This window comes from Candidatus Zixiibacteriota bacterium, from assembly GCA_018820315.1.
Taxonomy (GTDB): domain Bacteria; phylum Zixibacteria; class MSB-5A5; order JAABVY01; family JAHJOQ01; genus JAHJOQ01.
In genome coordinates this window covers 50,558-65,733 of the sequence record JAHJOQ010000134.1, presented here as the reverse complement: position 1 = coordinate 65,733, position 15,176 = coordinate 50,558, and the positions used below count along the sequence as shown (strand labels likewise).

General features: G+C 50.8%; 17 protein-coding genes, 1 tRNA gene and 1 riboswitch. Of the genes, 7 read left to right on the top strand and 11 right to left on the bottom strand.

Features of this window, described 5'->3' with window-relative positions:
• Positions 1 to 343: 343 nt before the first annotated feature.
• Positions 344 to 1,753 (top strand): C1 family peptidase, encoded by a 1,410-nt coding sequence (locus KKH67_13185; protein ID MBU1320134.1) that lies wholly within the window; start codon positions 344 to 346, stop codon positions 1,751 to 1,753.
• Positions 1,754 to 1,969: 216 nt separating this feature from the next.
• On the opposite strand, the gene KKH67_13180 is transcribed toward KKH67_13185, so the two are convergent.
• The 8 genes from KKH67_13180 to ribD all read right to left on the bottom strand — a co-directional run bounded on the left by KKH67_13180 (position 1,970) and on the right by ribD (position 7,286).
• Complete coding sequence (locus tag KKH67_13180) at positions 1,970 to 2,326, bottom strand: 4a-hydroxytetrahydrobiopterin dehydratase (GenBank protein ID MBU1320133.1); 357 nt, start codon at positions 2,324 to 2,326, stop codon at positions 1,970 to 1,972.
• A 384-nt stretch (positions 2,327 to 2,710) separates the two neighbouring features.
• Positions 2,711 to 3,025, bottom strand: a complete 315-nt coding sequence (locus KKH67_13175; protein ID MBU1320132.1) for a hypothetical protein — start codon at positions 3,023 to 3,025, stop codon at positions 2,711 to 2,713.
• A 116-nt stretch (positions 3,026 to 3,141) separates the two neighbouring features.
• Positions 3,142 to 3,213 (bottom strand) — tRNA-Arg (locus KKH67_13170).
• A gap of 177 nt (positions 3,214 to 3,390) precedes the next feature.
• On the bottom strand, positions 3,391 to 3,822 hold the full coding sequence (gene nusB, locus KKH67_13165; GenBank protein ID MBU1320131.1) for a transcription antitermination factor NusB: 432 nt from the start codon (positions 3,820 to 3,822) through the stop codon (positions 3,391 to 3,393).
• The gene (ribE, locus tag KKH67_13160) at positions 3,819 to 4,289 is read right to left on the bottom strand and encodes a 6,7-dimethyl-8-ribityllumazine synthase (protein MBU1320130.1); all 471 of its coding nucleotides are present in this window, start codon (positions 4,287 to 4,289) and stop codon (positions 3,819 to 3,821) included. The genes nusB and ribE overlap by 4 nt, the downstream gene beginning before the upstream one ends.
• A gap of 14 nt (positions 4,290 to 4,303) precedes the next feature.
• Positions 4,304 to 5,548, bottom strand: coding sequence for a bifunctional 3,4-dihydroxy-2-butanone-4-phosphate synthase/GTP cyclohydrolase II (locus tag KKH67_13155; GenBank protein MBU1320129.1), 1,245 nt, complete (start codon positions 5,546 to 5,548; stop codon positions 4,304 to 4,306).
• 13 nt (positions 5,549 to 5,561) lie between these two features.
• Positions 5,562 to 6,200 (bottom strand): riboflavin synthase, encoded by a 639-nt coding sequence (locus KKH67_13150; GenBank protein MBU1320128.1) that lies wholly within the window; start codon positions 6,198 to 6,200, stop codon positions 5,562 to 5,564.
• A gap of 3 nt (positions 6,201 to 6,203) precedes the next feature.
• Positions 6,204 to 7,286, bottom strand: coding sequence for a bifunctional diaminohydroxyphosphoribosylaminopyrimidine deaminase/5-amino-6-(5-phosphoribosylamino)uracil reductase RibD (ribD, locus tag KKH67_13145; protein ID MBU1320127.1), 1,083 nt, complete (start codon positions 7,284 to 7,286; stop codon positions 6,204 to 6,206).
• A gap of 65 nt (positions 7,287 to 7,351) precedes the next feature.
• A riboswitch (FMN riboswitch) is annotated at positions 7,352 to 7,484 on the bottom strand.
• 165 nt (positions 7,485 to 7,649) lie between these two features.
• On the opposite strand from ribD, the gene KKH67_13140 reads away from it, so the two are divergent.
• From KKH67_13140 to KKH67_13130, 3 genes are read left to right on the top strand one after another with little or no spacing between them, the layout of a single operon-like run.
• Positions 7,650 to 8,315 carry a hypothetical protein gene (locus KKH67_13140; protein MBU1320126.1) on the top strand — a complete coding sequence of 222 codons (666 nt, stop codon included), beginning with the start codon at positions 7,650 to 7,652 and terminating at the stop codon, positions 8,313 to 8,315.
• A 36-nt stretch (positions 8,316 to 8,351) separates the two neighbouring features.
• Positions 8,352 to 8,771 carry a cobalamin B12-binding domain-containing protein gene (locus KKH67_13135; GenBank protein ID MBU1320125.1) on the top strand — a complete coding sequence of 140 codons (420 nt, stop codon included), beginning with the start codon at positions 8,352 to 8,354 and terminating at the stop codon, positions 8,769 to 8,771.
• A gap of 29 nt (positions 8,772 to 8,800) precedes the next feature.
• A complete protein-coding gene (locus KKH67_13130) occupies positions 8,801 to 9,205 on the top strand; it encodes a GNAT family N-acetyltransferase (GenBank protein ID MBU1320124.1) in 405 nt (134 codons plus the stop codon).
• Between the two features lie 19 nt (positions 9,206 to 9,224).
• Here KKH67_13130 and KKH67_13125 read toward each other — a convergent pair whose 3' ends face one another.
• Entirely contained in the window at positions 9,225 to 10,271 is a 1,047-nt protein-coding gene (locus KKH67_13125) for a T9SS type A sorting domain-containing protein (GenBank protein MBU1320123.1), read from the bottom strand.
• 346 nt (positions 10,272 to 10,617) lie between these two features.
• On the opposite strand from KKH67_13125, the gene KKH67_13120 reads away from it, so the two are divergent.
• The 3 genes from KKH67_13120 to KKH67_13110 all read left to right on the top strand — a co-directional run bounded on the left by KKH67_13120 (position 10,618) and on the right by KKH67_13110 (position 13,221).
• A complete protein-coding gene (locus tag KKH67_13120; protein MBU1320122.1) occupies positions 10,618 to 11,385 on the top strand; it encodes a class I SAM-dependent methyltransferase in 768 nt (255 codons plus the stop codon).
• 93 nt (positions 11,386 to 11,478) lie between these two features.
• Entirely contained in the window at positions 11,479 to 12,009 is a 531-nt protein-coding gene (locus KKH67_13115) for a GNAT family N-acetyltransferase (protein MBU1320121.1), read from the top strand.
• A 708-nt stretch (positions 12,010 to 12,717) separates the two neighbouring features.
• A complete protein-coding gene (locus KKH67_13110; protein MBU1320120.1) occupies positions 12,718 to 13,221 on the top strand; it encodes a transposase in 504 nt (167 codons plus the stop codon).
• A 48-nt stretch (positions 13,222 to 13,269) separates the two neighbouring features.
• Here KKH67_13110 and KKH67_13105 read toward each other — a convergent pair whose 3' ends face one another.
• Positions 13,270 to 13,464: a hypothetical protein gene (locus KKH67_13105; GenBank protein MBU1320119.1), complete on the bottom strand. Its 195-nt coding sequence runs from the start codon at positions 13,462 to 13,464 to the stop codon at positions 13,270 to 13,272.
• A gap of 161 nt (positions 13,465 to 13,625) precedes the next feature.
• Positions 13,626 to 15,176, bottom strand: coding sequence for an acyl-CoA carboxylase subunit beta (locus tag KKH67_13100; GenBank protein ID MBU1320118.1), 1,551 nt, complete (start codon positions 15,174 to 15,176; stop codon positions 13,626 to 13,628).

The window sequence follows — 15,176 nt, the reverse complement described above, 5'->3', positions numbered from 1 at the left end:
TTTACTTAACCGCATATTTGTGTAATATCCTATTGGGCACATATCTCCATCCCTGGTGGCTGTCTTTTTGGTTGAATACAATCAACCAGGACATGGGGGTATGTGTCCATTTGTTTCTGCGTAGAGCAGGTAAGTCTCCGTTCGCTACGCTCACTCCGACTTACCTGCTCTTGAACCATTCCATCACCAATCTCTTTCCATCCTTTCCCCATATCAAAAGGGGGGTACCTTTTACGTTCCGAGTCCCAGATCCATCGATCCACAGTCTTGACTCTTGCGACTAAAGCCGGTATATTTACTGCGATTTCTATTTCCTAATCTCAAGCTCAGCAAAGGAGCAATTATGAGGCACCTCTCGATCACAGCCACGACCGCCCTTGTGTTGTTTGCCTTTTGCATCACCACACCGCAGATCTTTGCGGGAGAAGGCGGCTTATCTGCTACTACCATTGAGCAGATCAAGTCATCGCACCATATGGATGCACACGCTAAGGCTATGTACAACGCTATCACGAACAATGACATCAATGGCCTGGCATTGAACCGTGATCTTCTGAGACAGAACAATGAAGTCTTTAGTCACAAGATCAAGGCGAAAGGCATCACCAACCAGAAATCGAGTGGCCGTTGTTGGTTGTTTGCAGGCTTGAACATAATGAGACCTGCGGTCATCGAGAAGTACAAGCTCGGTAGTTTCGAGTTCTCCCAACCGTATCTCCAATTCTGGGATAAGATGGAGAAGGCGAACTGTTTTCTCGAATATATCATTGAATATCGTGACCGGGACCCGCTCGATCGCGAGATGGAAATACTGCTTCGCGGACCGATCGGCGATGGTGGCTGGTGGAAATACGTCGTGGATCTGATTGGGAAGTACGGTGTAGTACCGAAAGAAGTTATGCCCGAGACTGCCAGTTCCGAAAATACCGGAATGATGAACAAGCTGATCGCGAGGAAGCTCCGGATGGGTGCAGTCCAACTGCGCAATATGAGCGAGCAGGGCTCAAGCGTGGCAGATCTCCGATCTAAGAAAGCGGAGATGCTTGCCGGTGTCTATGACATGCTCGCGTTGAACCTCGGCGAGCCACCGTCAGATTTCCCGTGGCGCTTCGAGGATCGCGACTCAGTCGTCAGCGAGTCGCGTATGTATACACCGCAAAAATTCTACAAAGAATTCGTAGGCGTCGACCTCAATGAATATGTCAATATTTTCAACGATCCAACCAAGGACTATGGCAAGCATTATCGCATAAGCCTGTCCCGCAACATGTATGATGCAGCCGATATTGACTTCGCAAACGTCGAAATCAAAATCCTCAAGGATGCTGCTTTGCAGTCTGTACTCGCTGATGAACCGGTTTGGTTTGCGTGTGATGTCGGCAAAGATCAGGACAGAGAGCACGGAATCATGGCTATGGACATCTATGAGTACGAACCGATATACGGCACTGATTTCAGCATGGCGAAGTCTGACAGAGCGTTATACCGCGAAAGTGCTCCCAACCACGCAATGGTGTTTGTCGGTGTCGATGTCAAAGATGATCAGCCGGTGAAGTGGCTGGTCGAGAATAGCTGGGGGACTGAGAAGGGCTCCAGCGGCTATTGGACGCTCTATGATTCGTGGTTTGACAATCATGTCTATAATGTCATAGTGAAGAAAGAATACGCCCCGAAGGATGTTCTCAAGATATATGAGCAGGACCCGATCGTTCTGCCGCCGTGGGACCCAATGTACTCGCTGATTAAGGAATAGTCGACAGGTAGTATCGGAGTTCCTATGTATCAGACGGGAACATTTTCTGCCGCAACGCATTCCTTTCAGTAGGTAACCATAAGAGGAGCTGTTGCAGCATTGGAAATTGCTATTATTGTTGGAATCATCGCGTTTGTAATAATGCTTCTATTCAGGGGCGGCGGAGGTGGCTGATCGGTCAAATAAGGCTCGCCGTGCGCGATCACCATACAACCTTCAGCCTTCCACAAGCTCATCAGTTTTAGACGCCAGAATAAAGTCATTCTGGTGTAGCCCCGATATCGCATGCGTCCAGATGGTGAAATCGACTCTGCTATAGTGCACACAGAAGTCGGGATGATGCCCCTCCGATTCCGCAATATCCTCAACTTTCCTCAGGAAAGCCATGGCCTCGCGGAAGTTCTTGAACGAGAACGTTTTCTGTAGAGTTTTGATCTTCTTGCCGGAGTGTTCAATTTCTGCACACTTCCAGGTCGGGACACGCGATATCAGGTTACCGATCGCAACATCGCTCATCGGCTCAATTCCGCCCTCGCAGGGGACACATTTCTTAATTCTCAACGACTCTGACATATAATCTCCAATCGATTCAGCTCCAAGATTTAAAGCGCAGGGGTGATACCCCTGCGCCCTCGTAGAGTAACCACGTCAATATCAAGAAGATAAGATATACGTGTTTACACCATGTTTAACAGAGGAGAAGTCGAATTGTTCTGACTGATTTCCGCAAACTCCGCGCTTGGCCGCAGAGCATTACCACCCTTCGGAGAAGACTGGAGGGAATGGTGACAGATATTGAGACATCTTCTATTGCGGAACATTGGATTGCCCCAACCAACTATGCTCCGGTCATCTCACTGCCGCGGCTAAATTGCTGTCACAGCAGGACCGACAAACTAATCCTGAGGACTCCATCGAACCTGCCCTGATAACCCAGCAGGCAGTCTGATCAACTCGTTAAGCCGCAGTCGAAGGATCTTGCGGAGCGATGGAACCTTGGTCGAACTCCACCTCAATTCCCCCGATCCACCCAACTACACGATTGTACAGCCAAGCCGAGAGCGCTCCGCTGATAAATCCGATACAGCCATAAAGAATCGGGAACATTATCACCGCGCCGACACCGAAGAGCGCAGCTGCCGGTGAATCGCTCGCAAATGCACCCGCCAGCGCGATCAGAGAAAAGACTAATCCTATAATCAACCCCAATATGGCGTAGAGTACAGCACTAACCTTTGCACATGAAAAAGGACCAATTCTTTTCAGTATCATGGCTTCCTCCACTTTGGATACGGTTCACCCGTCAATGAGATAGCTGGATGCGTCATCCGTCAATCTCTCTATGAAAACAATAGCACTCAATTCAGGACTTAGCGCGCCCTTTCAAATACCCCCGCCAGGGATCGAACCTGGATTCCCAGCTCCGGAGGCTGGTGCGTTATCCATTACACTACGGGGGCATCGATTCTCAAGCTTATCATTCCGAGCAGCAAAAGTCAATATAAATTAGCCACGGACTGGACTTCCGGGACCAAGGTCACGGGCAAACTTCAAGTGGGGTCGCGGGCAGAATCCTTTCCTGCCCGATCTCTCCAGCTGTCAGGAAAGGATTCCTGACAGCGCATGGTCGGAGATCGCTACGCGCTCGCGCCGTTCTCCAGTTCGACGGCATTCTCTTTGTATATATGATCCAGAATGCCGTTGACGAACGACGCTGAATCCAGAGTCGAATACTTCTTGGCAAGCTCAATCGCCTCGTTTATCGATACTTTCGCCGGGATATCGGGGAAGAAGAACAACTCGCAGACAGCTATCCGGATTATGTTTTTGTCGACTATGGCAAGCCGTTTGATATCCCAATTCTGCGCGCTCGCGCTGATTTTCTTGTCGATCTCTGTGATCTCCCCCACAATCTTGAAGAATAGATTTGACACAAACTCGAAAGCTGTGCCATCGAGGTGTGAGTCGGCGCAGGTCTGTTTGAACACCGACTCAGCGTCGCCATCAAGACTCTCGAAAGCGTAGAGACATTTCAGAACAAGTTCTCTGGCATGTGTACGCTTGCTCATATGTTCATCTGCTTGTAGAGATTGCACATCTCAATCGCAGTCAGAGCGGCGTTGAAACCTCTATTACCAGCCTTCGTGCCAGCCCGTTCGATTGCCTGCTCTAGAGTGTCAGCGGTTATGAGACCATATATAACCGGCGTCTTGTGCTGTATCGATAGGTTTGCAATACCTTTCGACACTTCAGCTGCAATGTAATCGAAATGCGGTGTCTGCCCGCGAATGACTGCGCCGAGACAGATCACGGCATCGACATTGCCAGCTTCGACAAGCCTCGCCGCCACATACGGCAGCTCGAATGCGCCGGGCACTTTCACAACCGTAATGTCTTCTTCATTGGCTTTGTGCCTGACGAGACAGTCAATCGCACCTTCAGTCAGCTTGTTTGTCAGAAGATCGTTGAAGCGGCTTACGACAATTCCGATCTTCAATCCTGCCGCATCGAGTGTGCCTTCTATCACTTTTGACATGAATCTCTCCCCGTTTATAATGATCCGAACAGATGTCCCATTTTATCGCGCTTTGTCTTCAGATACTTTGTATTATGCTTTGTCTCGGCCAGAATGGTCGGTACCCTCTCGGCTATTCGAAGTCCATGGCCGTTAAGTCCGATGACTTTCTTTGGATTGTTAGTAATAAGACGGATGGTTGATAGTCCCAGATGCGCGAGAATCTGAGCGCCGATTCCGTATTCGCGCAAATCCGCCTTGAAACCAAGCTTCTGATTCGCTTCGACCGTATCGAACCCTTCATCCTGCAGATGATATGCCTTTAGCTTCGCAGGCAGACCTATACCGCGCCCTTCCTGACGCATGTACAGCAGAACGCCTTCGCCTTCCTGCTCGATCATGCTCAGCGCGTCGGATATCTGTACTCCACAGTCGCATCTCTCAGAACCGAAGACATCGCCGGTCAGACACTCTGAATGCACGCGCACGAGGACGTTAGGCTTTCCGGCAACGTCTCCTTTGACGACTGCCACATGATGCTGGTGGTCGATTTCGGACTCGTACATGTGAAGCCTGAAATGACCATAGCGAGTCGGGAAGTCGACTTCGGTGACCTTGTGGACGAGCTTCTCGGTCTCTCTGCGGTGTGCGATGAGGTCCTGAATGGTAATGATCTTCAGGCCGAACTGTTGACCAATCTCCATGAGACGCGGCACACGCGCCATGGTGCCGTCATCATCCATGATTTCGCACATTACGCCGACCGGATTGAGACCTCCGAGTCTGCAAAGATCGCTCGATGCCTCTGTGTGTCCAGCGCGCTTGAGTACTCCACCTTTCCGAGCCTGGATAGGGAAGATGTGTCCCGGTCTCGCGAGATCCTCAGCTTTGGAGTTCGGGTCGGCAAGAACAGCGATTGTCCTTGCGCGGTCCGCTGCGGATATACCGGTGGTTGTGTCTTCGGCCGCGTCGACCGAAACAGTAAATGCTGTGCTCAGTTTTGCGGTATTGAATTCCGTTTGCGGATGTAGCTGTAGTCGAGCTATTGCGTCTTCAGGAAGCGACACGCAAATGAGGCCTCTACCATGTTTCGCAAGGAAGTTCACAGATTCTGGCGTGATCTTATCAGCCGCAACTATGAAATCACCTTCGTTTTCACGATCAGGATCATCAACCACAATGACAATCCTGCCCTGCCTGATGTCCTCTATGGCATCTTCAATGCTTGAGAAGTGAAAGCCGTTTTCGCCTTCGTTTTTCACTGTGAGCTTGTCATTCATCGGTACCTCTCAATTAGTATCCCAATTCTCGGAGTTTATTCTCATCTATGCCCGAAGTCGCATTCCTGCGTCTCAGGTAGTTTACGATATATTTCCCCATGACATCGAATTCCAGGTTAATTCTGCTTCCGGACTTCAAGTCCGACAGCGTGGTCATCTCCCAGGTCGTCGGTATGATCGCAACTGTGCATTCAGTCTTCTTCAGAGCAGCTACTGTCAGGCTGACTCCGTCGATCGCAATCGAACCCTGCGGTACGACCAGATCCGCGAATTCTTCGGGGAATGACACCGCTAATTCGATCGCGGTTGGCAGCTTGCGTGCACGAACGACGGTACCGACGCAGTCTATGTGACCGGAGACGATGTGCCCGCCGAGTCGATCAGACGCTTTCACCGCCTGTTCGAGATTGACTCGACTGCCTATTCTTAGCTCACCCAGTGTAGTTTTTTTGAGTGTCTCCGGAACTGTGTCGACGCTGAAAGCGTCACCGGAGATGTTCATTGCAGTCTGACACGCGCCGTTGATATCAATGCTGTCGCCAAGAGCTGCCTCGGATACAGTCTTGGGCGCCCGAACAACCAGACGCAAGCCGCTGGATGTGCGGTGTGTAGACTGAATAGTACCAATTTCAGTGACTAATCCGGTGAACAAAATCTATCTCCATTCCGGGTATCCCGATGTCCATGTGTCATTTCCAAATTGCTTATACACCACGTCTCGCAGAGTGACTGAGCGATCCAAGCGTTGGACTCCGATGTTCTCGAAGGCAGCGAGGCCGCTGCCGAGGATGCGCGGCGCAGTCACGACGCAAAGTTTGTCGACGAGTTTGTGCCTCAGTAGCGAACTGGCCAATCTACTGCCACCTTCAACAAGTAGCGACGACAATCTCTCTTCACCAGCTTTGATCAACAGGTGCATTAAACTGATGTGGCCGTCATCTGTGCCTCCGATTTCCCAGGTTGTGATTCCGTCGATTTGCGAGTAGTGTGCAAGTTGATCGCTCCTGCATGCCACTATCGTGCTCTTCTTGAAATCGTCAGAGAATACACGGAGATCAGTTGAAAGGGGAGATGATCCTGCGACGATGATCCGCTTGGGATTGCGACCCTCGACCAGCCTCACGGTGAGTTCCGGGTTGTCGATGCGCGCGGTATTCGATCCGACTACAACAGCATCATATTCTGCGCGCAGTCTGTGTACTTCCATACGAGATTCGTCGCCACTGATCCATTGTGATTTTCCATCAGTCTGAGCGATCCTGCCGTCGATTGTCTGAGCTATTTTCAACACCACGAACGGCATCTTTGTCGTCACATACTTAATAAATACTTCATTGAGTTGCCGGGCTTCTTCCTCGAGTATGCCCGATTCGACCTCGATGCCTGCTTGTTTGAGCTTCGCAAATCCGCCTGAGTTGACTTTCGGGTTTGGGTCAGTCATTGCGGAAACAACGCGGCTGATCCCCGCCTTTATTACCGCATCTGAACACGGTGGGTTCTTGCCAAAATGACAGCAGGGCTCGAGATTGGTATAGATAGCAGCGCCTTTGCAGCGCTCACCCGCTTGATCGATTGCAACCGGCTCGGCATGACGGGCGCCGAATCGATCATACCACCCCTTGCCGACAATGTCGCCATCTTTGACTATGACCGCTCCGACCATCGGATCAGGAGCCACTTTCCCCGCACCCTGTCTGGCAAGTTCGAGAGCTATCTTCATGTAGTCCGCATCAGTCATAAAAAAACCCAAAGGCACAAGCCTTCGGGGAATGTAAATAACCGAACCCATTAACAGGTTCTATCGCACGTCTTCTCTCATCCGGACTTTACCGTCGGCGCCTGGATTCCACAGGCTCTGCAGAAGATCCGCGTGGGAACTTCCGCTCGCGGGCTGTAACCGCCGGTCGAGGATTTCCACCTCACCCCGAAGACTATGTCAATCGCCATTGTAACAGAATTCTCACAAAAGTCAAGGCTTTTCGTCTGTTTTGAATTCAAAATCAAGAATAGTCTTGCGACACAACTTGTTGTATAATATTTTGACAAGCAAAGCAGTTTCCTGTGTGCGTTGATTGATATTGGAATCCGGAGGAGGTGCGTGATGCATAGACTAATTACAATTCTGACAATTATCCTCACTGCTTCATTTCTTCTGACTGCGCTGCCGGTTGAGGTTTGTGCGAAGAAATGGGATATTAAGGCTGACTCGGTCGAACTGACCGGGGCAGATATTGACCGTCCGTACGAGATAAAAGAGGTGGTTTCCCTTAAGATCAAGAGGAGACTCGCTGAGGAGCTGGCTTTGGAAGCACAGGATCGGCTGAGAAAGACCGCCGCCGACAAAGGTTGTGACGCCGTCATTTTCGTAGATCACTACACCGAGAGAGATCCAACCGAGCTTTACACAAATGCCATACTGGTGCAGACTCTCGATTCCACGGAAGCCGCCGAGCGCGAGAAGAATTACATATCACCGGATGAAGTCAAAGAGCAGGTCGACAACAAGGAGATAATCCTTGTGCAAGGCGATATCAACTGTCCGTACAAAATCAAGTGGATTGCCGATGTCATAGTAGGTGACGGTGATGCCAGCACGATGAGGACTGTGGATGGCCAACTGATTGATGTTGCTAAGAAGAACAATGGTCATGCCGTGATCTTCATTCGATACGATAGGGCTGGAACCGAGGTCAGCGGCGCGAAGGGAATCGTTGTACGATTTGCCCGCCGGTGGCTTAAGTCCGGGGAATCCAGCGAGAGCGAGTAATAGCCTCTCTGAGGCACAACAGCACGAGATCATTCTATGGAAAAGAGAATCAGAGTACTTCTGGCAAAACCGGGTCTTGACGGACACGATCGTGGCATAAAAGTCATCGCTGCGGCATTGCGTGATGCCGGAATGGAGGTCATATACACCGGACTCAGGCAAACACCTGATATGATCGCCGAGGCCGCGGTTCAGGAGGATGTCGATGCTGTCGGTGTGTCAATCCTGTCCGGTGCCCACATGACACTGTTTCCCGCAATTCGGAAGATTCTGGATGAAAAAGGCGCCAAAGATATGATCCTGTTTGGCGGCGGGATCATTCCGGATGATGATATCGAATCTCTGGAAGCAAAGGGAATTAGTAAGCTCTTCGGTCCCGGCACTTCTACCGATGAGATAGTCAGTTATATCAAGATGTCCATCGGCGGAAAGACTGAAGAGGAGCCGATTCTATAAATTGAACTGAGCTACCGGACCCAACCATGATCTCATACACGGATTCTGCAGACAACATTACATCAGAGATGCTATCCGGCTTTTTTGTCGGCTGGCCGAATCCACCCTCTGAAGAGACACATCTCAGATTACTGAGCAAAAGCGATGAAATAGTGGTTGCAACCGATGAGCGGTCTGATCGAGTTGTCGGATTCATCACAGCGATTACAGATAATGTACTCGCCTGTTACATTCCGCTTCTCGAAGTCCTGCCGGAATATCAGAAACAGGGGATCGGCAGTGAACTCGTGAGACGGATGCTCGACAAGTTTCGTGATTTCTATATGGTTGATCTTGTGTGCAACACAGACAAGGTAGCGTTCTACGAGAAGTTTGGCCTCAGAGCGGGCAATGCCATGATGCGCAGGAATTTCGAGAATCAATCCGGCCGGTGAATTCAAGCAGAGATGTAAGTTATCTGAAGAGGATCATCTTCTTACTGTCGGAGAAATCTCCGGAGACTATCCTGTAGAGATAAATCCCATTAGACACGCGCTCGCCGCTGTCATCCCTTCCGTTCCATGAAACCTCATGCAGTCCGGCAGCCTTGGAGTCATCTACGAGAGTGCGCACTTTCTGACCGAGGATGTTGTAGACGGTGATGGTAACAGTCCCTGCTCTTTTCAGTGAGTATTCTATCGTCGTGGTTGTGCCAAATGGATTGCCGTGATTCTGCAATAGCATGCTCGCGGGGAAATCATTGATGTCTGCCGGATCGTCTGCATCCACGGGTGAGGTAAACAGATACTCCACCGGACAGAATGTCTGCAACAGCAATGTGCTCATATCAGCCGTTCGCATCTGGAATCTAAGCGAATCGACTGTAACTTCGCCGTGCAGGATCGTGAAGCTGCCTGTAGCCACACCCGTGCCTGTGGGATATACGGGTGAGTTGTGCGCCTCGTACCACGGAGTCAATTGCCCATTTGTGAACGGCCTGACAAAAATTCTGACCCCGGATGGCTCGTCAGTCGAATACGTGAACGTCACATCTATCGGTTGAGTGAATCCGATTGTGGCAGGTGACGGTGGGTAGCATGCTATATCCGTAACCATGTGCTGCACGTAGAAGTACAGAACCGGCAGAAATGATTGGTAGAGCAACTGACTATGATTGCTGTTGTAAATCTGGAACCTCACAGAGTCGACCGTCACTTCACCTTCAATGATCCTGAAGCTCGATGCTCCCGATCCGGTCGTGTCGCGATAGAGTGGTGACCCGGCAGCGATGTTGCCAGGGGTCGGCACACCATCGGTAAACGGCGTTGTGTAAATATATATGCCTGCGGGCTGGTCCGATTCGTAGTCGAATGCGATGCTCACTCCCTGATCGACAGCTAACCAGGCCGGTGAGGCAGGAGTGAGGACGATGTTTGTGATGGCGATATCACATAGAGCAGGTGACGACATCACAAGAAGCCACAGCATCGCACACGCGATTTTAGTCAGTGAGTTTTTCATGACCGACCCTTCGCTGCAATAAAACAGGATATCCCTATCCGGTCAAGTCAGAAATGCACATTTTGACAATCCGGCAGGCTTATGTCCATTAAACTGTTGCGGTTTAAATTCTGACGACATAAATTATATATAACAGTCACTTACGGAGAGACGCAGCTTGACAGAACTGGGACGTGTTCTGACTGCGGAGCATATTGCGGGATCGCGCTTCGCCAAATTCCGTCATCACGCTCCGCCAGATACCGTCATGACGAGGAGCGAAGCGACGTGGTGATCTCGACGTAAACTGATTATGCAGGTGCTCACGGGAGCTGTGCTCCTGTGGTGGATTGTGGAGGATTCTCGCATGTCGGATGTCTATGACAATCCGAAATACTACGAAATCGCGTTCGGTTTCCGCGATATTGCTGCCGAAGTCGACCTATTCGAGCGATGCTTCCGACGTTATTCCAAAATCCCGGTAAAATCGGTGCTGGAGCTCGGATGCGGGAACTCTCCACACATGGTCGAGTTCGCGAAGCGGGGCTATCAATACAACGGGATTGATTCCAACGAAAACATGCTAGCGTATAGTCGTCAGAAAGCTTCAGATGCACGCATCAGCGCGAGCATGATCAATGCAGACATGATCGAGTTCTCGACAGACCGAAGACACGACTTCATCTATGTCATGCTCGGATCACTCGCCGTGAAGAACACGCAGGACATCGTCAATCACTTCAAATCAATCGCGGGTGAACTCTATATCGGCGGACTGTATCTTCTGGACTGGTGCGTGCAATTCGATCCGCCGTGGGAATTGCAAACAAAGCACACCTGGGAAATGGAGCGTGACGGAATAGTCGTCCGCACAACGCATAGCTGCGAGTTGATCAGCCTTGTGGAGCAGACATTCTACGAGACGCTTCGGCTTGACGTCAATGACAACGGCGAGAGGCTCTCGCTTGTCGACAAGACTGTTCGGCGTGCGATATTCCCGCAGGAGTTTTTGCGCTTCATCGAATGCCACGAGCATTTTGAATTTGTCGGCTGGTGGAACAGCTGGGACCTCTCGCAACCATTAGAACGCACCAACAAAATTGACCGCCCAATAGTGCTGGTACGGCGGATATGAGCATCGCAAGATGTGTCTTGCACCACTATTCCGTATGCGCTACTTCGGCTGGAAAGAGACAACAACGAACCAGCTTATCAGCGAGAGCGCAGGATGAATATCCGTCAAGCAGCGGTCGACGATGCGGTAGCGATCGCACACATCCACATAGAAAGTTGGAGAACAACATACCCTGGAATGGTCCCGCAAGAATATCTTGACAATCTGAGCATCGCAAGACGTGCCGCACACCTGATCGGGCTCCTTTCTGAAGAGGCATCAGATACTATCCATCTATTGGCTGAAGCTGACTCCGGCGAACCGGTCGGATTTGGTTCGTTCGGGCCCAACCGTGATGAACCGGTCGAATATTCATCCGAAATTTACGCTCTGTATGTCCTGAGAGAACATCACGGTACCGGAATCGGTAGGGCGCTCTTTCTTGAATCCGTAAGGCTCCTGATTGACCGCGGATGCGATTCGATGATGCTGTGGGTCCTTCGAGATAATCCCGCGTGCGGCTTCTACGAACACCTCGGAGGCATTCTGGTGGGAGAGAAAACCATCACACTGGGCGGCGCACCGGTGAAGGGGGTGTGTTATGGGTGGCGAGATTTGTCCCGATTTCTAAAGAGCTTATTTTGAACCTCCATGCTGCTTCGCGAATCATGGCTGCCTTGCACGTGGCGAAATTATTCGGAATCACGCTCTCTTTCGTCCAAGAGCTTTGTAGATCAGGATCCCTGAGATATCCGGACCCTGAATTCATAACCTATACACATGCAGTAGCCTACACCATAAGCTGTTATCTGGGACTAATTTAGGTATTATTTGTTTGGTCTTGTCTGGTTATGTTTAGATTCGTCTATTTCGACGGTCGGTGGACACAATGCGGGCACAAAGCAAAGTCCGGTGAGAAGCAATGAAGTCACGCACCGCGCTCAGTGGATACTCTATCTCTTTCTCTTGTGCGCATGGCAAAACCAGGAAGGTGGACTTGCCATCCGTTTGCATCTCTTACCTTCCTTCGTTTTCGCTGTACAGCGGCCATGTTTGACCTTCTTCTTTGCAGCGTTCTTCTTTGACTTACGGACTGGCATTCCTAACCTCCAATAACAGCTTTCAAATCAGGTGATTACATAATTAATTTGGGAAATCTCGCGTCTCAAGTCAACAAGAACATCGTGAAGGCGGCGCAAGGCTGTCACTTGCATAGGCTGGGTGGCCGCGATCTCTTACCGCGGGAAGACCCTGTTTTTGACTTGACACGATGATATGATCGTGATATTCTGATTTTGAATTCGAAGTTGTAGGTCAGGATCCCTGCGATCCTGACATATCAAAAGAGGCGGCATGTCGAAACTGCGACGATTCTATAATGATGGGAATGTTTTCTTTGTCACTAATGTCACATACGAGAGAAAACCGATTCTGACCGATAACGCCGAGATTCTCGTGTCGGCAATACAGAGAATGCTTGGTCTCTCAAATAGCGAGCTTATCGCTTGGGTCATCATGCCTGACCATTTCCACATGATCGTGGAGACAGGGTCGGAGAATATCTCGGATATTATGCATCGCATCAAGCTCTCGTTTGCATCGACATATCGCAAGCAGGAACACATGCGCGGAGGCCGCGTGTGGCAGCACAGGTTTTGGGATCATGTCATAAGAGATCAGGTGGATTTAAACAGGCATATTGATTATATTCATTACAATCCGGTCAAGCACGGATTGGCGACGAGTCCGTTCAATTGGAAGCAGTCGTCAATTCATAAGTATGCTCGCGAGGGCGTGTACGCCACAGATTGGGGACAATTAAAGAAGTTGAGATATGTCGGTGAGTTTGGAGAATGATATCAATAGTCAGGATCGCAGGGATCCTGACCTACGGAGCTGATAAAATCAAAAAGCAGAGGTATTCCGACAGACTCCTAGCAGCTCTGAGGTCTGCTGGATGTCCGATCTGATGAGTTCAAGCCAAGCATGATCGAGTTTCTCCTGCTGCTTCGTGGCATTCTTCTCTTTCCTCCGCTCTTGAAGGTAGGTGGCAATGAAACCCACGATCGCTCCGGCAGCCACGTATATCAGATTAGGCACAATGTTCTCCACTTCGTCTTCCTCCCATTTTGAAATGTCTTACCAGTTCCGTAGGTCAGGATCCCTGCGATCCTGACTATCATTACGATCATCCAAAAGCAATAGGCAGGATCACTCCGTCACGCCGTGCGTGACTTCGGATCGCTGCCCTACAGGATTAACTACAATGGTATATTCCCGTGCTTCTTCGGTGGGTTGGTGTCGCGTTTGGTGTCGAGCATGTTGAGTGCGCGGATCAGACGCGGGCGCGTTGTCTTCGGTTCGATCACATCATCGAGATAGCCGCGCTCGGCCGCCGTGTATGGATTCGCGAACTTCTCCCTGAACTCCTCGATCTTCTCCTGCAGTGCCTTCTCAGGGTCTTTCGCTTTCGCGATCTCTTTCTTGAATATGATCTCAACCGCACCTTTGGGACCCATCACAGCGATCTCCGCAGTCGGCCAGCCATAGTTCATGTCGCCACGCACATGTTTCGAATTCATGACATCGTACGCGCCGCCGTACGCCTTGCGCGTGATAACCGTCACTTTCGGCACAGTCGCCTCGCAGTATGCATAGAGAAGCTTCGCGCCATGCCTGATAATCCCGCCGAACTCCTGCGTGGTTCCGGGAAGGAATCCGGGGACATCCTCGAACGTGACAATCGGAATATTGAACGCATCGCAGAATCGTATGAACCGCGCCGCCTTATCGGATGAATTGATATCGAGCACACCCGCAAGCGCCGCGGGCTGATTCGCAATAATGCCAATCGAACGCCCGCCGAGACGCGAAAATCCGATCACGATATTCTCCGCCCATTCCGGCATCACCTCAAGGAATTCCCCCTCGTCGACCACACGCGTGATGACTTCTTTGATGTCATACGGCTTGTTCGGATCATCCGGCACAATATGATTCAGCTCAGGGTCTTCTCGATCGTGCGGATCGGTCGTTTCTTTGAATGGCGGATCATCCACATTGTTTTGCGGCATAAATGAGAGAAGCTTGCGTGTCAGCAGCAGAGTTTCCGCTTCATTATTGCCGACGAAATGCGCAATGCCGGATTTGGAGGCATGAGTCGTCGCTCCTCCGAGTTCTTCGTACGTAACTTCTTCGTGAGTTACCGTCTTGACGACGTTCGGTCCCGTCACGAACATATACGACGTCCCACGCGTCATCAGAATGAAATCGGTGATGGCGGGAGAGTAGACCGCGCCACCCGCGCATGGTCCAAGCACGACCGAAATCTGCGGCACGACTCCGGACGCGAGCGTGTTACGCAAAAAGATGTCGGCATAACCGCCGAGCGATACTACGCCCTCCTGAATCCTCGCGCCCCCGGAATCGTTGAGACCGACAACGGGTGCGCCGACTTTCATAGCCATATCCATGATCTTGCATATTTTTTCGGCGTGAGCCTCTGCGAGAGAGCCGCCGAACACGGTGAAATCCTGCGAGAATACGAATGTCATTCTGCCGTTGATAAGGCCGCAGCCAGTGACGACGCCGTCACCGAGATATTCCTGCTTGTCGAGGCCGAACGCACGTGAGCGGTGCGTGACGAACATATCGAATTCTTCGAATGTTCCTTTGTCGAGCAGCAGGTCGAGACGTTCGCGGGCGGTCAGCTTGCCTTTTTCATGTTGTGCCTCGATTCGCTTCTCGCCACCGCCGAGTCGCGCCTGTTCCTGCTTCTGCCGCAGCCTCTCGAGTTTTTCCTCTATTGACAT